A 20998-nucleotide genomic window follows, 5' to 3' on the forward strand; every position below is an offset into this window, starting at 1 on the left:
TGCCTGATGAAACTCCGTGGCCTGTACGCCATCACCGACAGCCAATTGCTGGCGGGCAAGTTTCTGTCGTACGTGGAGGCGGCGCTGGAAGGCGGCGTCACCCTGCTGCAATACCGCGACAAAAGCAGCGACGAGGCCCGCCGTCTGCGCGAGGCCGAAGCGCTGCGTAACCTGTGCGAGCGCTACAAGACGCAGTTGATCATCAACGATGACGCCGAACTGGCCGCGCGTCTCAACGTCGGCGTGCACCTGGGCCAGACCGACGGCCCGCTGTCGCCGACCCGCGCCCTGCTCGGCTCCAAGGCGATCATCGGTTCGACCTGCCACGCGCAGCTCGAACTGGCTGAACAGGCCGCCAAGGAAGGCGCGAGTTATGTCGCCTTCGGCCGCTTCTTCAATTCCAACACCAAACCCGGCGCGCCAAGCTGCAGCCTCGATCTGCTCGACGAGGCCAAACGCAAGCTGCACCTGCCGGTCTGCGCGATTGGCGGCATCACCCTCGACAATGCCGGGCCGCTGGTGGCCCACGGGGTCGACCTGCTGGCGGTGGTCCACGGTTTGTTCGGTGCCGAGAGCACCGCCGAAGTGACCCGCCGCGCCCGCGCCTTCAACGAACTTCTGAAAATCTGATTTGAGAGCCCGATCATGTCTCGTTCCGAAACCCTGTTTGCCAATGCCCAGAAACACATTCCCGGTGGCGTGAACTCGCCGGTTCGCGCGTTCAAGAGCGTGGGCGGCACACCGCTGTTCTTCAAGCATGCCGAAGGCGCCTACGTCACCGACGAAGACGACAAGCGCTATGTGGATTACGTCGGTTCGTGGGGGCCGATGATCCTCGGCCACAGCCACCCGGATGTGCTCGACGCGGTGCGCAATCAGCTGCAACACGGCCTGTCCTACGGCGCACCGACCGCGATGGAAACCGAGATGGCCGATCTGGTCTGCTCGCTGGTGCCGTCGATGGACATGGTGCGCATGGTCAGCTCCGGCACCGAAGCGACCATGAGCGCGATTCGTCTGGCCCGTGGTTACACCGGTCGGGACAGCATCATCAAGTTCGAAGGCTGCTACCACGGCCACTCCGACAGCCTGCTGGTCAAGGCCGGTTCCGGCGCGCTGACCCAAGGTGTGCCGAGCTCCGCCGGTGTCCCGGCAGCGTTTGCCAAACACACCCTGACCCTGCCGTTCAACGACATCGACGCAGTGGAAAAGATGCTCGCCGAAGTCGGTCAGGACGTCGCCTGCATCATCGTCGAGCCAGTCGCTGGCAACATGAACTGCGTACCACCGGCGCCGGGTTTCCTCGAAGGCCTGCGTTCGCTCTGCGACAAGCATGGCGTGGTGCTGATTTTCGACGAAGTGATGACCGGTTTCCGCGTTGCCCTCGGCGGCGCCCAGGCGCACTACGGCGTGACCCCGGACCTGACCACGTTCGGCAAGATCATCGGTGGCGGCATGCCGGTCGGCTGCTTCGGCGGCAAGCGTGAAATCATGGAGCGCATCGCGCCGCTGGGCCCGGTGTACCAGGCCGGCACCTTGTCGGGCAACCCGCTGGCGATGGCCGCCGGTCTGACCACCCTGCGCCTGATCAGCCGTCCGGGGTTCCACGCCGAACTGACCGACTACACCACGCGCCTGCTCGACGGCCTGCAACAACGCGCCGATGCGGCGGGCATTCCGTTCGTGACCACGCAAGCGGGTGGCATGTTCGGCCTGTACTTCAGCGGCGCCGACGACATCGTCACCTTTGAAGACGTGATGGCCAGCGACGCGGCAATGTTCGGGCGCTTCTTCCACCTGATGCTCGAAGGCGGCGTTTATCTGGCACCGAGCGCTTTCGAAGCCGGTTTTACGTCGATCGCCCACGGCGAAACCGAGCTGAAAATCACCCTGGACGCTGCCGAGCGCGCCTTCGCCGCACTGAAGTAATGGCCGTCCCGCTGACGTTGGCCATGGCCAGCGTCAGCTTTTACCTACACCCACGCCGTTTTTCCCACGCCTCTGCTAAAAATCCGCCAGAAAGTGGGCGATATATTCCCCGCGCAGCAGAAAAACGAGTAAAGACTTTGTAAGGTTGGCCCCGCTTATTTCATAATGCGCGCTTATTGGATCCCTCGATGGGTCCGCGTGCCCTTCAGAGGTAAGTCGATTCCCATGAACCGCACCGGCCGCACCCTTGCCTTGGGCTGCCTGTTGCTCCTTCAGCCCCTGCTCGCGCATGCACAAGCAGGCGGCAACTCGTTGTTGATCCCGGCGATGGGTCGTTGCACCCTCAATACTCAGCCGCAAGACGTCACGCAGGCACTGGCTGCCTGCCAGAAAGCGGCGGATGAAGGGGATGCGCAAGCGCAATACGAGTTGGGTGAGTTCTACTACGACGGCAAGAATGCGCCGCGCGACCTCAATCAAGCCCTGAGCTATTTCGAAAAGGCCTCGTTGCAAGGCCATGCTCAGGCACAGTTCAAGCTCGGCACCATGTTCTTCCACGGCGAAGGCGTGCAGGCCAACAACATTCAGGCGTACATCGTGCTGAAGATGGCCGCGGTCAACGGCGCCGAAGATGCGCTGGACACCGCCGACGAAGTCTCGGAAAAAATGTCCCGCGAAGACCTCGAAACCGCGACCCAGGTGCTCGGGCAAATTTTCCGTAAATACCTGATGGAACTGCAGAGCGCGGATGGGCGTACGCCGTTTTCGCCACTTCCCTGATTTCTGCGCCGACCTTTCCGGCCCCTTCGCGAGCAAGCTCGCTCCCACAGTAGATCTCCAGTGTTCAGAAGATCCCCTGTGGGAGCGACGGTGCGACGATTCGACTTGCTCGCGAATGAGACGACTCGGTTTTGCGGCTTACTTCTCAGGCATCGGCATCGGAAACGGCATCACATTGCCGACCGCGCCACGGGCTTCGCTGATTTTCGGGGTGCCCAGACGCTCCACCTCGTCGATGCGCACGATCGAATGCATCGGCACAAAGCTGCGCACCACGCCTTCGAACTGCGCCTTGAGCTTCTCTTCGCTCGGATCGACGACCACTTGCGTGCGCTCGCCAAAGACGAACTCTTCCACTTCCAGAAAACCCCACAGATCACTTTGATAGATCTGCTTGGCGTACATTTCGAACACCTGGCCCTGGTTGAGGAAAATCACCTTGTAGATTGGAGCTTCGCGTTTGGTCATGGCGGGCGGATAACATCGGGGATAAAAATGAGGGCGCAAACTATAGCATAGCCACCGGACGCACAGCGGTAGGAACCTGAGGGCTTGTTCCCTATAATGCGCGGTTCTTTGAATCACGTGACGACCCTACTCCATGGCCAAGAAGCTTTACATCGAAACCCACGGTTGCCAGATGAACGAGTACGACAGCTCGCGCATGGTCGATCTGCTGGGCGAACATCAGGCCCTGGAAGTCACCGCGCGTGCGGAAGACGCCGACGTGATTCTGCTCAACACCTGCTCGATCCGCGAACGCGCCCAGGATCGGGTGTACTCGCAGCTCGGCCGCTGGCGTGAACTGAAACTGGCCAATCCGGACATGGTGATCGCCGTCGGCGGTTGCGTGGCCAGCCAGGAAGGCGCGGCGATCCGTGATCGCGCGCCGTACGTCGACGTGGTCTTCGGCCCGCAGACCCTGCACCGCCTGCCGGAAATGATCGACGCGGCACGCAGCAGCAAGCTGCCGCAAGTCGACGTGTCGTTCCCGGAAATCGAGAAATTCGACCACTTGCCCGAGCCGCGCATCGATGGCCCGAGCGCCTACGTGTCGGTGATGGAAGGTTGCAGCAAGTACTGCACGTTCTGCGTGGTGCCCTACACCCGTGGCGAAGAAGTCAGCCGGCCGTTCGATGACGTGATTGCCGAGATCATCCACCTCGCGGAAAACGGCGTGCGTGAAGTGACCTTGCTCGGGCAGAACGTCAACGGCTATCGCGGCCTGACCCACGACGGGCGCCTGGCCGATCTGGCCGAGCTGATCCGTGTGGTCGCTGCCGTCGATGGCATCGACCGCATTCGCTACACCACTTCGCACCCGCTGGAGTTCTCCGACAGCCTGATCCAGGCCCACGCCGAAGTGCCGGAGCTGGTCAAACACCTGCACTTGCCGGTGCAGTCGGGTTCCGACCGGATCCTCGCGGCGATGAAGCGCAACCACACGGCGCTGGAGTACAAGTCCAAACTGCGCAAACTGCGCGCTGCCGTACCGGGGATCTGCATCAGCTCGGACTTCATCGTCGGCTTCCCCGGCGAGACCGAAAAAGATTTCGAGCAGACCATGAAGCTGATTGCCGACGTCGGTTTCGACTTCTCCTATTCCTTCGTCTACAGCCAGCGCCCGGGCACCCCGGCCGCCGATCTGGCCGACGACACCCCTGAAGAGCTGAAAAAAGAACGCCTGAACGCCTTGCAGCATCGCTTGAATCAGCAAGGGTTCGAGATCAGCCGACAAATGGTCGGCTCGATCCAGCGCATTCTGGTCACCGACTATTCGAAGAAGGACCCGGGCGAGCTGCAAGGGCGCACCGAGAATAATCGTATCGTCAACTTCCGCTGCGATAATCCGACCCTGATCGGCCAGTTCGCCGACGTGCACATCGACGCGGCGCAACCGCACTCGCTGCGCGGCTCGCTGGTTCAGTAAACGTAAGGCGTCAAAGTGCCTCTGTGGCGAGGGAGCTTGCTCCCGCTCGGTTGCGAAGCAGCCGCAAACCAGACACCTCGATCATCCTGAATGATCGAGGCTGGAGGACTTGGGAGCGCTGCGCACTCCAGCGGGAGCAAGCTCCCTCGCCACAGTTATCCAGTGAGACCGTTTTAAGAGCTTTCGCACCCACGCCACTGGCGTTATCCTTGATTTCATCTTAATTGCCCCAGGGCGGCTAAATACGACCTTGAACGCACCCATAGAACCACATCGTTTTATCCTCGAGCCCTTTGAGGCTCGCCGCTTCGCCAATCTGTGCGGGCAATTCGACGAGCACCTGCGCTTGATCGAACAACGCCTGGCCATCGAGATCCGCAATCGCGGAAACCAGTTCGAACTGATCGGCGACCCCAAGCACACCACGTCTGCGGAAAATCTGCTGCGCCGCCTGTACCGGGAAACCAAGGGTACCGAGCTGTCGCCGGACATGGTGCACCTGTTCCTCCAGGAATCGGCCGTCGTCGAACTGGACAACCACGCCCCCGCCGAAGCCTCCGTTGCCCTGCGCACCAAGAAAGGCATGATTCGCCCACGCGGCTTGAATCAGCTGCGCTACGTGAAGGAAATCCTCGGCAACGACATCAACTTCGGCATCGGTCCGGCCGGTACCGGCAAGACCTATCTGGCCGTGGCTTGCGCCGTTGATGCCCTGGAGCGCGAGCAGATCCGCCGCATCCTGCTGGTGCGTCCGGCGGTTGAAGCGGGTGAAAAACTCGGCTTCCTGCCCGGCGACCTGAGCCAGAAGATCGACCCGTACCTGCGCCCGCTGTACGACGCGCTGTACGAAATGCTCGGCTTCGAATACGTGGCCAAGCTGATCGAACGTCAGGTGATCGAAGTCGCGCCGCTGGCCTATATGCGCGGTCGGACGCTGAACAACAGCTTCATCATTCTCGACGAAAGCCAGAACACCACCGTCGAGCAGATGAAGATGTTCCTGACCCGGATCGGCTTCGGCTCTACCGCCGTCATCACCGGCGACATCACCCAGGTCGACCTGCCGCGCGGCACCAAGTCCGGGCTGCATCATGTGATCGAAGTGCTCAAGGACGTTCCGGGCATCAGCTTCACGCACTTCCAGCCCAAAGACGTTGTGCGTCACCCGTTGGTGCAACGGATCGTCGAGGCCTACGAGCGCTTCGAGACCCGTGCCGAAGCCGCCAAGGAAACCTCGCGCGATGCTTGAGCTGGATCTGCAAATCGCTACCGAAGCGAACGCCCCGAGTGAAGCCGACTTCCGCAAATGGTGCGAACTGGCCCTGCGCCAGCGCAGCGCCGACTCGGAAATGACCATTCGCCTGGTCGACGAGGAAGAAGGTCGCGAACTCAATCACACCTGGCGCCACAAGGATTACGCAACCAACGTCCTGTCGTTCCCGGCCGAAGTCCCGGACGAGTTTCTCGACATCCCGCTGCTCGGCGATCTGGTGATCTGCGTGGCTGTGGTCGAACGCGAAGCTGCCGAACAAGGCAAGGAACTCCAGGCCCATTGGGCACATCTAGTCATTCACGGCTGCTTGCATCTGCTCGGTTACGACCATATAGATGACGACGAAGCCGAAGAAATGGAAGCACTGGAACGCGAGTTGCTTGCCGAACTGGGCTATCCCGATCCGTACGCGGACGACGAAGCCGAAACCTCCCCTATCGTTACAACAAAGGATTCAGAGTAATCGCTATGAGCGAAGATCGATCGAGCAACGGGCAGAAGTCATGGCTGGGTAAACTGACCCAGGCTTTTGCCCACGAGCCGAAGAACCGTCAGGAGCTGCTTGAGCTGCTGCGTGATGCACATCAGAACAAACTGCTGGACAGCGAAGCGCTGGCCATCGTCGAAGGCGCCATTCAGGTGGCTGACCTGCAAGTACGCGACATCATGGTCCCGCGCTCGCAGATGATCAGCATCAAGGCGACCCAGACCCCTCGTGAATTCCTGCCCGCCGTGCTCGACTCGGCCCACTCGCGCTACCCGGTCATCGGCGAAAGCCACGACGACGTGATGGGCGTGCTGCTGGCCAAGGATCTGCTGCCGCTGATCCTCAAGGAGAACGGCGACAGCTTCAACATCAAGGACCTGCTGCGCCCGGCCACGTTCGTGCCGGAGTCCAAGCGCCTGAATGTGTTGCTGCGTGAATTTCGCGCCAACCACAACCACATGGCCATCGTCATCGACGAGTACGGCGGCGTGGCCGGTCTGGTGACGATTGAAGACGTGCTGGAGCAGATCGTCGGCGACATCGAAGACGAGCACGACGTCGAAGAAGACAGCTACATCAAGCCGCTGCCCAGCGGTGACTTCCTGATCAAGGCCCTGACGCCGATCGAGAACTTCAACGAGTTCTTCGACAGCGAATTCTCCGACGACGAGTTCGACACCGTTGGCGGTCTGGTGATGAGCGCGTTCGGGCACTTGCCAAAACGCAACGAAATCACTGAAATCGGCGCCTATCGTTTCCGCATCCTGAACGCCGACAGCCGTCGGATTCATTTGCTGCGACTGACGCCAATCGCTCGTTAAATCTAAGGACTGAAATGCGCTGGACAACCCGCCCCGGCTGGCCCGGTAACCTGCTGGCCGTGGCGGCCGGTGCAATCACTACCTTCGCCCTGGCCCCGTTCAACATCTGGCCGCTGGCCCTGCTCGCGGTCGGCCTGTTCTATGCTGGCCTGCGCGAGCTGAAACCGCGTCAGGCACTGGGCCGTGGCTGGTGTTTCGGTTTTGGCCTGTTCGGCGCCGGGACCAGTTGGATCTACTACAGCATTCACCACTTCGGTGGCGCCTCGGTGCTGCTGGCCGGGTTCCTGATGCTGCTGTTCACCGCAGCGATCGCGCTGTTCTTCGCCCTGCCCGCGTGGGTCTGGGCGCGCTGGTTGCGCCGCAACGAGGCACCGTTGGCCGATGCGCTGGCGTTTGCTGCACTGTGGGTCGGTCAGGAGGCCTTTCGCGGCTGGTTCCTCACCGGTTTCCCGTGGCTCTACTCCGGTTACAGCCAGCTCGACGGCCCATTGGCCGGGCTCGCGCCGGTCGGTGGCATGTGGCTGGTGTCCTTCGTTCTGGCACTGACTGCCGCGCTGATCTACAACGCGCCGCGCCTGCTGCAATCCGCTCGCAAAGGTTTTATCGCCGCAGGCCTGGTGTTGCTGGTCGGGCCTTGGGTGGCGGGCATCGCGCTCAAGGGCCACGCCTGGACCAGTCCGGCCGGTGCACCGCTGACTGTCGCGGCGATTCAGGGCAACGTCGAACAAAGCATGAAATGGGACCCGGCGCAGCTCAACGCGCAACTGGCGCTGTACCGCGACCTGAGTTTCCGCTCCAAACCGGTGGACCTGCTGATCTGGCCGGAAACCGCGGTACCGGTGCTCAAGGAGTCCGCCGAGGGCTACCTGAACATGATGGGTAACTTCGCCGCCGAGCGTAAATCGGCGCTGATCACCGGGGTGCCGATCCGCGAGACGGTGCGCCACGAAAAACGCTTCTTCAACGGCATCACCGTGGTCGGCGAAGGCGATGGCACCTATCTCAAACAGAAACTGGTGCCGTTCGGTGAGTACGTGCCGCTGCAGGATCTGCTGCGCGGCTTGATCGCGTTCTTTGATTTGCCGATGTCCGACTTCGCTCGCGGCCCGGCGGATCAGCCGTTGCTGCAGGCCAAGGGTTATCAGATCGCGCCGTTTATCTGTTACGAAGTGGTGTACCCGGAGTTCGCCGCCGGTTTGTCGGCACGCAGCGATCTGCTGCTGACGATCAGCAACGACACCTGGTTCGGCACCTCGATCGGCCCGTTGCAGCACCTGCAAATGGCGCAGATGCGCGCACTTGAGGCGGGCCGCTGGATGATCCGTGCTACGAACAACGGCGTGACCGGACTGATCAACCCGTTCGGGCAGATCACCGAGCAGATTCCGCAGTTCGAGCAGGGCATTCTGTATGGCGAAGTGGTGCCGATGCACAACCTGACGCCGTACCTTGAATGGCGTTCGTGGCCGCTGATTATTCTGTGCGTGCTGCTGTTCGGCTGGGCACTGATGGCGAGCCGGATGTCGAAAACCCTTTAAAAGCAGGTCACTGACCTGTGGCGAGGGAGCTTGCTCCCGCTCGGCTGCGAAGCAGTCGTAAATCCAGCGCACGCGATCTGTCTAAGACAGTGCGTTTACCTGGATCAGGCCTGCTGCGCAGGCCAGCGGGAGCAAGCTCCCTCGCCACAAAAGGCCTCACTGCCACTGAGTGATTTAGCGGTAAAACAGCGAATACCCCACCTGCCCCACCGCCTCATTCAGCAACTGTCCGCTCTGCCAGATCGATTTGAACTCCGGCAGCCAGCCACCAAACGGTCGTGCATTGTCGGTCCCGAGAAACCCTACGGGCGCCGGCACCACTTCAAAACCTGCCTGCTGAAAACACCAGACGGCGCGCGGCATATGCCAGGCCTGGGTCACCACCACGACGCGTTTGATCCCCTGTGGCAGCAACATATCGGCGCTGAATTTGGCGTTCTCCCATGTGGTACGGCTCTCGCCCTCCTGCCAACGTGTGGTCACGCCGAAATCATCGCGCAGCGAATCGGCCATCAGCTTCGCTTCCGTCGGCGGTGTGCCGTAATGCAAACCACCCGTGGTCAGGATCGGCAAGCCGGACGCCTTGGCCAGCCGCGCGGCGTAGCGCTGCCGCTCCAGGCCAACGCCGGTCGGCTGATCCTCGTTCCAAGCCAGATCGCCGCGCTCACGCCCGGAACCCAATACCACGATGGCGTCAGCCCGCTGCGCCAGCATCGACCACGCGTCACGGGGCAGCGGCGGCTCACGCTCCAGCGCCTTGGCGCCCCACTGCACCACCACTGGCAGGCTCATCAGCCAGAAACCACCCAGGCCAATGGCGAAACACGCAGCGGCCAGCCGCGGTCGGGAGCGGCGCAGCCACCAGGCGACCAACAACAGCAGCAAAAGAATGCCGGGCGGCAATAAAAGTTGTTTGATGAAGTAACGAAAAGGCATCGGGGCATCTCCAGAGATGCCCGAAGCCTAAGAGTGTTAATAGAGCGTTACAACCGATAGGGTCGGATCCTGTTGAAAAAGATCCGTTTCCTGCTGCCTTGCGCTTACTTGGCCTGCAAAGAGCGAACCTTGATGGTGTCTTTGCCGGGCGCCTTGTCCTTGAGCCAGATGACCTTGGCCGATTGTGGTGCATCGAGCTGCTTCACTGCCTGAGACAAGCTTCCATGCGTTTCACGTTCACAGCGATCCAGATAGGCCTTGACCAGTTTGAACTCGGCGGGGCTCAAGCCACGCAATTCCAGTTCCAGGGGGCGCTCGTCGCGCAGCCGGCCAGCGGTTTTGGCAGCGTCGAGGGCCATGCCCAGACGATCCATCAACCGTTCGTACAACTCGGGTTTCGTCACGTTTTTTTGCCGTTGCTCCACCATCCCTCACCTCATTGAAGATAAGACTCACTCCCCAATAAGAGCTTAGCTTCGCTGCACAAACCGGCTGAACGCCGCGACCAACGGCCCTCGCCACGGTTTTCCGGGGCCAGACAGCTGTAATCAGGGTTTCCCTAGGCCAAGCGCGGTCATGTATGCTACGGCGCTTCCTGTAATTCCACTTCCAGCTTGTCCGGAGCATTCCCGGAGGGCGCGTTGAAGAGGATTAGGCCACCCCTATCCAGTACAAAAGTAGCCATGCACGAACAATATCAGCCCCGTGAAATCGAAGCCGCCGCCCAGTCGTTCTGGGACGAGCAAAAGTCCTTTGAAGTCAGTGAACAGCCAGGCAAGGAGACCTACTACTGCCTGTCGATGTTCCCTTACCCCAGCGGCAAGCTACACATGGGGCACGTGCGCAACTACACCATCGGCGACGTGATCTCCCGCTACCAGCGCATGCAAGGCAAGAACGTTCTGCAACCGATGGGTTGGGACGCCTTCGGCATGCCGGCAGAAAACGCCGCGATGAAGAACAACGTGGCACCCGCCAAGTGGACCTACGAAAACATCGCCTACATGAAGTCCCAGCTGCGAAGCCTGGGCCTGGCGGTGGACTGGTCCCGTGAAGTGACCACCTGCAAACCGGATTACTACCGTTGGGAACAATGGCTGTTCACCCGCCTGTTCGAAAAAGGTGTGATCTACCGCAAGAACGGCACCGTGAACTGGGACCCGGTCGACCAGACCGTACTGGCCAACGAGCAGGTGATCGACGGCCGCGGCTGGCGTTCCGGCGCGCTGATCGAAAAGCGCGAAATCCCGATGTACTACTTCAAGATCACCGCCTACGCGGATGAGCTGCTGGAGAGCCTCGACGAACTGACTGGCTGGCCGGAACAGGTCAAGACCATGCAGCGCAACTGGATCGGCAAGTCCCGCGGCATGGAAGTGCAGTTCCCGTACAACGTCGACTCGATCGGCGAAGCAGGCACCCTCAAGGTCTTCACCACCCGTCCGGACACCCTGATGGGCGCAACCTACGTTGCCGTGGCTGCCGAACACCCGCTGGCCACCCAGGCCGCGCAGAACAATCCTGAGCTGCAAGCGTTCATCGCCGAATGCAAGGGCGGCAGCGTCGCTGAAGCCGACGTTGCCACTCAAGAGAAGAAAGGCCTGCCGACCGGCCTGTTCGTCGAGCATCCGCTGACCGGTGAAAAACTCCCGGTATGGGTCGCCAACTACGTGCTGATGCACTACGGCGACGGCGCGGTGATGGCGGTTCCGGCGCACGACGAGCGCGATTTCGAATTCGCCCACAAGTACAACCTGCCGGTCAAATCGGTGGTGCGCACCAGCTCCGGTGACACCAACCCGGCTCCGTGGCAAGACGCCTACGGCGAGCACGGCACGCTGATCAACTCCGGCGAGTTCGACGGTCTGGACTTCGCTGGCGCGTTCGATGCCATGGAAGTTGCACTGATCAAGAAAAACCTCGGTGCCTCGCGCACCCAGTTCCGCCTGCGCGACTGGGGCATCAGCCGTCAGCGCTACTGGGGCTGCCCGATCCCGATCATCCACTGCGCCACTTGCGGTGACGTGCCGGTCCCGGAAGACCAGTTGCCGGTGGTTCTGCCGGAAGACGTGGTGCCGGACGGCGCCGGTTCGCCGCTGGCGCGCATGCCGGAATTCTACGAGTGCAGCTGCCCGAAATGCGGCCAGCCTGCCAAGCGTGAAACCGACACCATGGACACCTTCGTCGAGTCGTCCTGGTACTACGCCCGCTACGCTTCGCCGCACTTCGAAGGTGGCCTGGTGGAAAAATCCGCGGCTGACCACTGGCTGCCGGTGGATCAGTACATCGGCGGTATCGAACACGCGATTCTGCACCTGCTGTACGCGCGTTTCTTCCACAAGCTGATGCGTGACGAAGGCCTGGTCAGCTCCAACGAGCCGTTCAAGAACCTGCTGACCCAGGGCATGGTGATCGCCGAGACTTACTACCGTCGCGAAGCCAACGGTGCCTACACCTGGTTCAACCCGGCGGACGTGGAACTCGAGCGTGACAGCAAGGCCAAGGTCATCAGCGCCAAACTGAAATCCGACGGCCTGCCGGTGGAAATCGGTGGCACCGAGAAAATGGCCAAGTCCAAGAACAACGGCGTCGACCCACAGTCGATGATCGATCAGTTCGGCGCCGACACCTGCCGCCTGTTCATGATGTTCGCTTCGCCGCCGGACATGAGCGCAGAATGGTCCGACTCCGGCGTGGAAGGCTCGCACCGTTTCCTCAAGCGCGTCTGGCGTCTGGCTCAGGCCCACGTCACCCAGGGCCTGCCGGGCAAACTGGACATCGCCGGCCTGAACGACGAGCAGAAAGCCGTGCGCCGCGCCATCCACCTGGCCATCAAGCAGGCCAGCCATGACGTCGGCCAGAACCACAAATTCAACACCGCCATCGCTCAGGTGATGACGCTGATGAACGTGCTGGAAAAAGCCGCGCAAGGCACCGAGCAGGATCGCGCACTGATTCACGAAGGCCTGGAAGCCGTTACGCTGCTGCTGGCTCCGATCACGCCGCACATCAGCCATGAGCTGTGGAATCAATTGGGCCACGCTGACCCGGTGATCGATGCTGGCTGGCCAGCGGTCGATGAAAGCGCCCTGGTGCAGGACAGCCTGCAACTGGTCATTCAAGTGAACGGCAAGCTGCGTGGCCAGATCGAAATGCCGGCCAGCGCCACTCGCGAGGAAGTCGAAGCGGCAGCCCGCGCCAACGAAAACGTGCTGCGTTTCGTCGACGGTCTGACCATTCGCAAAGTGATCGTTGTACCGGGGAAACTGGTCAACATCGTCGCCAGCTAAATTGGATTGGGCGTCAGGTTCGCCTGACGCACTGTAAAACCTTTCGGGCCGCAGGGTCGGCCCACATGGTTTCAAGGGGAGCAACACAATGATCAAACGCAATCTGCTGGTGATGGGCCTCGCTGTTCTGCTGAGCGCCTGCGGTTTCCAGCTGCGTGGCACTGGCACCACCGAACTGGCAATCAAGGAACTCGACCTGAGCGCCCGCAACGCCTATGGCGACACCGTCACCCAGCTGCGTCAGGTGCTGGAGTCCAGCGGCGTCAAGGTCTACAGCGGTGCACCGTACAAGCTGTATCTGGCTGACGAGCAGGAAAGCCAGCGCATCCTCAGCTACGCCGGCGCCGGCCGTACTGGCGAATACCAGGTCAACACCGTGCTGAACTACAACATCGTGGGCGAACACAATCTCAACCTGTTGAGCGACAAGCTTGAAGTACAGAAAGTGTTCATTCACGACGGCAACAACCTGGTCGGCTCCGATCAGGAAGCCAACGACGCCCGCAACGAAACTCGTCGCGAGCTGGTTCAGCGCATGATGCTGCGCCTGCAACAGCTGACTCCGGGTCAACTGGAGAAACTGCAGCAAGCGGCCAACGATCGCGCCCGGGCTGAAGCCGACGCGCTGAAGGCGGCACAGAAGGCTGAAGCGGAAACGCCGCGTCAGTCGCCGCTCGAACTGCCGCAGCAGTAAGACGTACGGGGCGCTCAGGCGCCCCGTTCGCCCTCTCTTATGAAGCTCGCTCCCGCTCAACTCGGCAAACACCTGCAAGGCGCTCTTGCGCCCGTCTATATCATCAGCGGCGATGACCCGCTGTTGTGCCAGGAGGCCGCCGACGCCATCCGCAGCGCCGTCCGCCAGCAAGGTTTCGACGAACGCCAGGTGTTCGCCGCCGATGCCAATTTCGATTGGGGTACCTTGCTGCAGGCCGGTGCCAGCATGTCGTTGTTCGCTGAAAAGCGCCTGCTGGAGCTGCGTTTGCCCTCGGGCAAACCCGGTGACAAGGGTGCTGCCGCGCTGATCGAATACTGCTCGCGCCCTGCCGAAGACACTGTGCTGCTGATCAGTCTGCCAAAGCTCGATGGCAGTGCGCAGAAGACCAAGTGGGGCAAGGCGCTGGTCGAAGGCCAGCAGACCCAGTTCATTCAGATCTGGCCGGTGGATGCCAATCAGCTGCCGAGCTGGATTCGCCAACGCCTCTCGCAGGCCGGATTGTCGGCCAGCCAGGACGCGGTTGAACTGATCGCCGCACGCGTCGAAGGCAATCTGCTCGCCGCCGCGCAGGAAATAGAAAAGCTCAAGCTGATGGCCGAAGGTGGGCAGATCACCGTCGAAACGGTGCAGGCCGCCGTGGCCGACAGTGCGCGCTTCGACGTGTTCGGCCTGACCGACGCCGTGCTCAACGGTGAACCGGCCCACGCCTTGCGCATGCTCGAAGGCCTGCGCGGTGAAGGTGTCGAGCCACCGGTGATCCTCTGGGCGCTGGCGCGGGAGTTGCGCCTGCTGGCCAATATCTCGCTGCAGTACAGCCAAGGCACGCCGCTGGACAAGTGCTTCAGCCAGGCGAAACCACCGGTCTGGGACAAGCGCAAACCGCTGATGAGCAAAGCCCTGCAACGCTATTCGGCACAACGCTGGGCGCAGTTGCTGCTCGAAGCCCAGCGCATCGATGCGCAGATCAAGGGGCAAGCCGCCGGTTCGCCGTGGATGAGCCTGAGCCGATTGGCATTGTTGATGTCCGGCCAGCGTCTTTCACTGCCCGCCGAGTAGGACGTTCAACCGCATAACGCCCTTTCGCGAGCAAGCCCGCTCCCACAGTCGACCGAGTTCTATCATGTGAATGCGATCGACTGTGGGAGCGGGCTTGCTCGCGAAGGCGTCAGAACATTCCTACATATCAGGGACTGGACAGACGTCCAACATCGGCAGATTATTTCCCCCGCAAAAACCACTCACTCGAGAGATCCATCATGAGCAAAAAGCCATCGAAACATGGCCCGAACAAGGCCAAATCCATCATCGCCCAACCCCTGTTCCGCAGCCGCCAGGAACGACCAACCAAGGGTAAAGGCAGCTACCGCCGCGAAGCCTTCCAGTCTAATAGCTGGGAGGCTTCTTACTTTCTGGCTGCCTGAAGCACAGTACCCCCCGGTCATGTTAAGGTCTGCACCTGATTCGTATCCCCTGGAACTGTGCATGCCCTTCAGTCTTTCCCGTCGTTGGCCCGTTCGCCAACTGATCGCTGCCTCCAGCTTCATTCTGCTTGTCGCCTGCGCGGAAAAACCTACCGCCGCCGATGCGCAACCATTACAGACCGTTCCTGCCGTCACGGCCCCAGCGATCATCCCGCCGGTAGTGCCGTCCGCCGACTCTCTCGACTTGCAGCCAACCCAGACCTTTGCCGAATGGCAGGCAGGTTTCCGCAAGGATGCGCTGGCAGCCGGTATCCGTGCAGATGTGTTCGACCGCGCGTTTGCCAATGTCAGCTTCGATGCCAGCGTGATCAAAGCCGACCGCAGCCAGCCGGAATTTTCCCGTCCGGTATGGGAGTACCTCGACGGCGCCCTGTCGCCGCTGCGGGTGCGCAAGGGGCAGGCGCTGATCAGTCAGTACGCCGACATCCTGCAAAGCATCGAGCAGCGTTATGGCGTGGATCGCCAGGCACTGGTGTCGGTATGGGGCATGGAAAGCAACTTCGGTCAGTTCCAGGGCACCAAATCGGTGATCAACTCGCTGGCGACCCTGGCCTACGAAGGCCGTCGCCCTGCATTTGCTCATGCACAACTGATCGCGGCGCTGCAGATCCTGCAACAGGGCGACATCACGCCAGAAAAGATGCTTGGCTCGTGGGCGGGTGCGATGGGCCAGACCCAGTTCATTCCGACGACCTACAACACCCACGCCGTGGATTTCGACGGTGACGGTCGCCGCGACATCTGGGGCAGCCCGGCCGATGCGCTGGCCTCCACCGCGCACTACCTGCAAAGCTCAGGCTGGCAGCGTGGTCAGCCGTGGGGCTTCGAGGTGCAACTGCCGAGCGGTTTCAACTACACCCTGGCCGATGGCGCGATGCGCAAGACCGTTGCCGAATGGCGTCAACTGGGCGTGATCCTGCCCAATGGCGGTCAGGCCCCGGCCGGCTCGGAACAGCTGTCTGCCGCCCTGCTGCTGCCGGCCGGCTACCGTGGCCCAGCGTTCCTGATCCTCGATAACTTCCGGGCGATCCTCAAGTACAACAACTCGTCGTCCTATGCACTGGCGGTCAGTCTGTTGTCCGAGCGTTTCAATGGCGCAGGCCTGATCAACGGCACCTGGCCGAAAGACGATCTGCCACTGAGCCGTTCCGAACGCATCGAATTGCAGAACCTGCTGAGCGCACGTAATTACGATGCGGGCACGGCGGACGGGATTATCGGCGCCAATACCCGCAAGGCGATCCGCAGTGCCCAGCAGTCGTTTGGCTGGCCGGCGGACGGATATCCGACGCATAAGCTGCTTGAGAGCCTGCGCTCCCAATAGAAAGATCGTCGTATGGCTGAAGCCGCCTTCGCGAGCAAGCCCGCTCCCACATTGGTTCTGTGTACGACACGAATCAAATGTGGGAGGGGGCTTGCTCCCGAAGACTGACTCACTAGCAACCAAACCCTAGCGTTTGATCACTACATCCTGTTCCAACATCAATTCCTTCTTCCCGGCATCCAAGCGAACCAGCGCCCCCATAGGCAGCGTCAGGTTCGGATCACAATGCCCGCTGCGCCACCCCGACAGCACCGGAATCCGCAACGGCTCGAAGGTCTGCTTGAGCAAGCGATTCAACGCCTCGACATCCACCCCGGCGACATCCCCCACCAGCACACCGCGCAATCTGGCCAGCTTGCCAGCCAGACGCATCTGCGTGAGCAGACGGTCGATCCGATACAGCGGCTCGTTGACGTCTTCGATCAGCAGAATCACCCCTTCGACGTCAATCTCATAAGGTGTGCCCAGCGTCGAGGCAATCATCGCCAGATTGCCGCCAAGCAAACGCCCGTGAGCGATGCCAGGTTCGACCGTGGTCAATGGATAAGCCACCGGATGGCTCAACACACTCCCCGCCTTCAACTGACCGCGCAGCATGGCGAAGAATGAGGTGACGGTGGGCGGCTCCTTGTCGCCCAGCAGATCGGCATTGAGCAGCGGGCCGTGGAAGGTCACGAACCCTGCGTAGCGACTGATTGCCAGATGCAGTGCGGTGATGTCGCTGTAGCCGACAAACGGCTTGGCGTGGCGACTCAGCAAGTCGTAATCGATCCGGTCCAGCAGGCGCGGCGTACCGTAGCCGCCGCGCAGGCAGATGATCGCGTCGACTTCAGGGTCGACGAAAGCGGCGTGCAGGTCGTGGAGGCGCACGTCATCGCTGCCGGCCAGGTAGCCGTCCTTCTCGTAGACACCGGGGAACACCTTCAGCGCATAGCCGCGGGCACGCATCCACTGCACAGCCTTGTCAGTGTCCAGCGCGCCGGGGCCGGCGGGGGCAATCACGCCGATCTGCCCTTCGGACGGCAGCGCCGGCACAGGCTTATGCGGAAAAAGGGTGTGAGTCGGTCGAACGGTCATCCATGGGTCTCCCTGTGAATTCATGAACACACAGTAGTCAGGTACAGAGACAAACAAAAGAGTGCTCGGCAGGCCCAAACAAAAATACCCGCCGAGGCGGGTATTTTTGGAGGCTATCAGCGCCGGATCAGGAACCGAGCAGCTCGGCCTTGACCAGTTTCGCCTGCTCGTCAGCGTGATACGAAGAACGTACCAGCGGGCCGGAAGCAACGTTCTTGAAGCCCATCTTGTAACCTTCCTCGGCGAACCAGGCGAAGGTGTCCGGGTGCACGAAACGCTGCACCGGCAAGTGGCTGCGCGACGGTTGCAGGTACTGGCCGAGGGTCAGCATGTCGATGTCGTGTTCGCGCATGCGCTTCATGACTTCGATGACTTCTTCGTCGGTCTCGCCCAGGCCGAGCATCAGGCCGGACTTGGTCGGAATGTGCGGCATCATCTGCTTGAAGCGTTGCAGCAGGGTCAGCGACCACTGGTAGTCCGAACCCGGACGCGCAGCCTTGTACAGGCGCGGCACGGTTTCCAGGTTGTGGTTGAACACATCCGGCGGCTCGGCGGCGGTGATTTCCAGGGCGATGTCCATGCGGCCACGGTAGTCCGGGACCAGGGTTTCCAGCTGCACGTTCGGCGACAGCTTGCGGATCTCGCGAATGCAGTCGGCAAAGTGCTGGGCACCGCCGTCACGCAGATCGTCGCGGTCAACCGAAGTGATCACCACGTACTTGAGCTTCAGGTCGGCAATGGCGATCGCCAGGCTTTCCGGCTCGTTGACGTCCAGTGGCTTCGGACGGCCGTGGCCAACGTCGCAGAACGGGCAGCGACGGGTGCAGATGTCACCCATGATCATGAAGGTCGCGGTGCCGCCGGAGAAGCACTCGCCCAGGTTCGGGCAGGACGCTTCTTCGCAGACGCTGTGCAGCTTGTGCTTGCGCAGCAGACTTTTGATCCGGTCGACTTCCGGCGAAACCGGGATGCGCACGCGAATCCAGTCAGGTTTCTTCGGCAGTTCGGTGGTCGGAATGATCTTGACCGGAATGCGTGCAACCTTCTCGGCGCCGCGCAGCTTGACGCCGGCTTCAACCTTGGGACGCGGGGCCGGGCGCTCGGTCACGTCGAGCGTCGGGATCATGGTTTGCACTGCATCAGTAGTCATATCAGTCGATTCCGCCCGTCAGGGTCGTCTGCTCAGCATAGTCGAGGTGTTTGACGAGCTGCGCGCGCAGCCGGGCACTTACCTCGGCAAATTCAATCGATCCTGCGTGATCGCTCAGCTGGGTCATCGCCAGCCCGGCATAGCCGCAGGGATTAATCCGTCGAAACGGCTCCAGGTTCATATCCACGTTCAGGGCCAGGCCATGAAAGGAGCAACCGTGGCGAATCCGCAAACCCAGAGAAGCGATTTTCGCTCCGTCGACGTAGACGCCGGGAGCATCTGGCTTGGCTACAGCGGTCACGCCGTAGCTGGCCAGCAATTCGATCAGGCACTGTTCCATGCGCGTGACCAGATCACGCACACCAAAACCCAGCTTGCGCACGTCCAGCAACAGGTAGGCCACCAGCTGGCCGGGGCCATGATAGGTCACCTGCCCGCCGCGATCGACCTGTACCACCGGGATATCCCCCGGCAGCAGCAAATGTTCGGCCTTGCCGGCCTGGCCCTGGGTGAACACCGGAGGGTGCTCGACCAGCCAGATTTCGTCGGCGGCATCGCTGCCGCGTTCGTTGGTGAAGCGTTGCATGGCATGCCAGACCGGCTCGTAAGCCATCTGGCCAAGTTCGCGAAAGCCCAGCGTGCCCGGCATCACAACACCATGTGTACGAAACCGGTCGCCCGCAGTTCGCTGTTGATGTTGTACAGCTGATCCTGATCGGTCGCGACGATGTGCAACTGGATGGTGGTGTACTTGCCGTTGCTGCTCGAGCGTTCGTCGACACGCTCATCGTTGATGGTCGCGAATTTCTTCACGATCTCGATGATCTTGTCTTTGTGCCCGACGCCTGTATCGCTGATTACCTTAACCGGATAATCAACCTGGGGGAATTCGATCTTTGGCGCCTTTACTTCGGTATCGGTCATGGCGTAACGGCCTCGTAAGCGTAAGCCGTGGTAACGCACATGGCCCCGATCCGGATGGGAACGGGGCCATGCAGGTCAACACTCAATCAGTTGAACAAGCCGTAGAAGAATAGACGGATGCTATCCCACATGCGACGGAAGATACCACCCTCCTCGACAGCGTCCAGGGCGATCAGGTCGGCGCTGTGCACCACCTTGTCGTCCAGTTTCACTTCGACTTTACCGATCACGTCGCCCTTGGCGATTGGCGCGGTCAGTTGCGGGTTCATGGTCATGCTGGCAGCGAGCTTTTTCAGCTGGCCTTTTGGCAGGGTCATGGTCAGGTCTTCAGCCAGGCCGGCCTTGACTTGACTGGTGGTGCCTTTCCACACCGGGGCCTGAGCCAGTTCGGTGCCCTTCTGGTAGAAGGTCTGGGTTTCGAAGAAACGGAAACCATAGGTCAGCAGCTTCTGGGTTTCAGCAGCACGGGCCACTTCGCTGTTGGTGCCGAACACCACGGCGATCAGACGCTGGCCATCACGTACAGCCGAGGACACCATGCAGTAGCCGGCTTCGTCGGTGTGACCGGTTTTCAGACCGTCAACGGTCTTGTCGCGCCACAGCAGCAGGTTGCGGTTCGGCTGCTTGATGCCGTTCCAGAAGAACTCTTTCTGCGAGTAGATCGCATAGTGAGCCGGGTCTTCGTGGATGATCGCGCGCGCCAGGATCGCCATGTCGTGAGCCGACGAGTAGTGCTCAGGGTTCGGCAGACCGGTCGGGTTCATGAAGTGGGAGTTGGTCATGCCCAGATCGGCGACCGTCTTGTTCATCAGGTCGGCGAACGCGTCTTCGCTGCCGGCGATGTGCTCGGACAGCGCCACGCTGGCGTCGTTGCCGGACTGGATGATGATGCCGTGCAGCAGGTCGCTGACGGTTACTTGCGAGCCGACTTTGATGAACATCCGCGAACCGCCGGTACGCCAGGCGTTTTCGCTGACGGTCACCGGGTCGTTTTCACCGATCTGGCCACGACGGATTTCCAGCGTAGCGATGTACGCGGTCATCAGTTTGGTCAGGCTGGCTGGCGGCAGACGCTGGTCACCGTTGTTCTCCACCAGCACGTTGCCGCTGCTGGCGTCCATGAGCACGTAGGCTTTTGCAGCCAGTTGAGGTGGCGACGGCATCATCTCGGCCGCGAAGGCGGCTGGCGAGAGGAGCAGCGGGACTAGCAGACACAGGCGTTTGGCAAAGGTGGTGATGTTCATCCGTCTCTCGAAATCGCTAATGGAAACTTGCCCGAGGGCAAAACTATTCAGACAGCCTTCTAACGGGCCATCGCGTGTTCAGTTGCTCACTCCAGTCAC

General features: G+C 61.2%; 21 protein-coding genes. 13 read left to right on the forward strand and 8 right to left on the reverse strand.

Translation table 11 applies throughout. From position 1 onward, the window contains the following. Positions 1–6: 6 nt before the first annotated feature. From thiE to AC27VU_RS16455, 3 genes are all read left to right on the forward strand, one after another. Positions 7–630, forward strand: coding sequence for a thiamine phosphate synthase (gene thiE / locus AC27VU_RS16445; RefSeq protein ID WP_262141409.1), 624 nt, complete (start codon positions 7–9; stop codon positions 628–630). Positions 631–645: 15 nt separating this feature from the next. Then, positions 646–1929, forward strand: coding sequence for a glutamate-1-semialdehyde 2,1-aminomutase (gene hemL / locus AC27VU_RS16450; protein ID WP_262141408.1), 1284 nt, complete (start codon positions 646–648; stop codon positions 1927–1929). A gap of 225 nt (positions 1930–2154) precedes the next feature. Continuing rightward, positions 2155–2709, forward strand: a complete 555-nt coding sequence (locus tag AC27VU_RS16455) for a tetratricopeptide repeat protein (protein WP_003228518.1) — start codon at positions 2155–2157, stop codon at positions 2707–2709. 138 nt (positions 2710–2847) lie between these two features. On the opposite strand, the gene AC27VU_RS16460 is transcribed toward AC27VU_RS16455, so the two are convergent. Beyond that, positions 2848–3177, reverse strand: coding sequence for a DUF1820 family protein (locus tag AC27VU_RS16460; RefSeq protein WP_003185742.1), 330 nt, complete (start codon positions 3175–3177; stop codon positions 2848–2850). Between the two features lie 133 nt (positions 3178–3310). On the opposite strand from AC27VU_RS16460, the gene miaB reads away from it, so the two are divergent. From miaB to lnt, 5 genes are all read left to right on the forward strand, one after another. Next, positions 3311–4639: a tRNA (N6-isopentenyl adenosine(37)-C2)-methylthiotransferase MiaB gene (gene miaB / locus AC27VU_RS16465; RefSeq protein ID WP_003228520.1), complete on the forward strand. Its 1329-nt coding sequence runs from the start codon at positions 3311–3313 to the stop codon at positions 4637–4639. 250 nt (positions 4640–4889) lie between these two features. Then, the gene (locus AC27VU_RS16470; protein WP_003228522.1) at positions 4890–5888 is read left to right on the forward strand and encodes a PhoH family protein; all 999 of its coding nucleotides are present in this window, start codon (positions 4890–4892) and stop codon (positions 5886–5888) included. Then, entirely contained in the window at positions 5881–6375 is a 495-nt protein-coding gene (gene ybeY / locus AC27VU_RS16475; RefSeq protein ID WP_096795275.1) for an rRNA maturation RNase YbeY, read from the forward strand. The genes AC27VU_RS16470 and ybeY overlap by 8 nt, the downstream gene beginning before the upstream one ends. 5 nt (positions 6376–6380) lie before the next feature. Continuing rightward, on the forward strand, positions 6381–7220 hold the full coding sequence (locus tag AC27VU_RS16480; RefSeq protein WP_003228526.1) for a CorC family transporter: 840 nt from the start codon (positions 6381–6383) through the stop codon (positions 7218–7220). A 14-nt stretch (positions 7221–7234) separates the two neighbouring features. Continuing rightward, on the forward strand, positions 7235–8758 hold the full coding sequence (gene lnt, locus AC27VU_RS16485; protein WP_262141407.1) for an apolipoprotein N-acyltransferase: 1524 nt from the start codon (positions 7235–7237) through the stop codon (positions 8756–8758). A gap of 174 nt (positions 8759–8932) precedes the next feature. Here lnt and AC27VU_RS16490 read toward each other — a convergent pair whose 3' ends face one another. Both AC27VU_RS16490 and AC27VU_RS16495 read right to left on the reverse strand, forming a co-directional pair. After that, positions 8933–9694, reverse strand: coding sequence for a YdcF family protein (locus AC27VU_RS16490; RefSeq protein WP_488724461.1), 762 nt, complete (start codon positions 9692–9694; stop codon positions 8933–8935). A 104-nt stretch (positions 9695–9798) separates the two neighbouring features. Then, positions 9799–10122, reverse strand: coding sequence for a hypothetical protein (locus AC27VU_RS16495; protein WP_003228531.1), 324 nt, complete (start codon positions 10120–10122; stop codon positions 9799–9801). 255 nt (positions 10123–10377) lie between these two features. On the opposite strand from AC27VU_RS16495, the gene leuS reads away from it, so the two are divergent. From leuS to AC27VU_RS16520, 5 genes are all read left to right on the forward strand, one after another. Continuing rightward, the gene (leuS, locus tag AC27VU_RS16500; protein WP_003228532.1) at positions 10378–12984 is read left to right on the forward strand and encodes a leucine--tRNA ligase; all 2607 of its coding nucleotides are present in this window, start codon (positions 10378–10380) and stop codon (positions 12982–12984) included. 88 nt (positions 12985–13072) lie between these two features. Beyond that, positions 13073–13678: an LPS-assembly lipoprotein LptE gene (locus AC27VU_RS16505; protein WP_262141406.1), complete on the forward strand. Its 606-nt coding sequence runs from the start codon at positions 13073–13075 to the stop codon at positions 13676–13678. A 39-nt stretch (positions 13679–13717) separates the two neighbouring features. Then, positions 13718–14755 (forward strand): DNA polymerase III subunit delta, encoded by a 1038-nt coding sequence (holA, locus tag AC27VU_RS16510; RefSeq protein WP_473018265.1) that lies wholly within the window; start codon positions 13718–13720, stop codon positions 14753–14755. 200 nt (positions 14756–14955) lie between these two features. Continuing rightward, positions 14956–15120 (forward strand): alternative ribosome rescue factor ArfA, encoded by a 165-nt coding sequence (gene arfA, locus AC27VU_RS16515; protein WP_027612891.1) that lies wholly within the window; start codon positions 14956–14958, stop codon positions 15118–15120. A 61-nt stretch (positions 15121–15181) separates the two neighbouring features. After that, on the forward strand, positions 15182–16504 hold the full coding sequence (locus AC27VU_RS16520; protein WP_003228538.1) for a lytic murein transglycosylase: 1323 nt from the start codon (positions 15182–15184) through the stop codon (positions 16502–16504). Between the two features lie 126 nt (positions 16505–16630). Here the strand turns inward: AC27VU_RS16520 and AC27VU_RS16525 are convergent, their stop codons facing one another. The 5 genes from AC27VU_RS16525 to AC27VU_RS16545 all read right to left on the reverse strand — a co-directional run bounded on the left by AC27VU_RS16525 (position 16631) and on the right by AC27VU_RS16545 (position 20899). Further along, positions 16631–17581: a S66 peptidase family protein gene (locus tag AC27VU_RS16525; protein ID WP_488724462.1), complete on the reverse strand. Its 951-nt coding sequence runs from the start codon at positions 17579–17581 to the stop codon at positions 16631–16633. Between the two features lie 127 nt (positions 17582–17708). Then, positions 17709–18707 carry a lipoyl synthase gene (gene lipA / locus AC27VU_RS16530; protein ID WP_160768663.1) on the reverse strand — a complete coding sequence of 333 codons (999 nt, stop codon included), beginning with the start codon at positions 18705–18707 and terminating at the stop codon, positions 17709–17711. 25 nt (positions 18708–18732) lie between these two features. Then, positions 18733–19380, reverse strand: a complete 648-nt coding sequence (gene lipB / locus AC27VU_RS16535; protein ID WP_202370594.1) for a lipoyl(octanoyl) transferase LipB — start codon at positions 19378–19380, stop codon at positions 18733–18735. Next, entirely contained in the window at positions 19380–19655 is a 276-nt protein-coding gene (locus AC27VU_RS16540; RefSeq protein WP_003228544.1) for a DUF493 domain-containing protein, read from the reverse strand. Before AC27VU_RS16540 ends, lipB begins: the two co-directional genes overlap by 1 nt. Before the next feature lie 86 nt (positions 19656–19741). After that, a complete protein-coding gene (locus AC27VU_RS16545) occupies positions 19742–20899 on the reverse strand; it encodes a D-alanyl-D-alanine carboxypeptidase family protein (RefSeq protein WP_003228546.1) in 1158 nt (385 codons plus the stop codon). Positions 20900–20998 lie beyond the last annotated feature (99 nt).

The sequence above is a fragment of the Pseudomonas sp. 14P5.3.2 genome, from assembly GCF_057799175.1.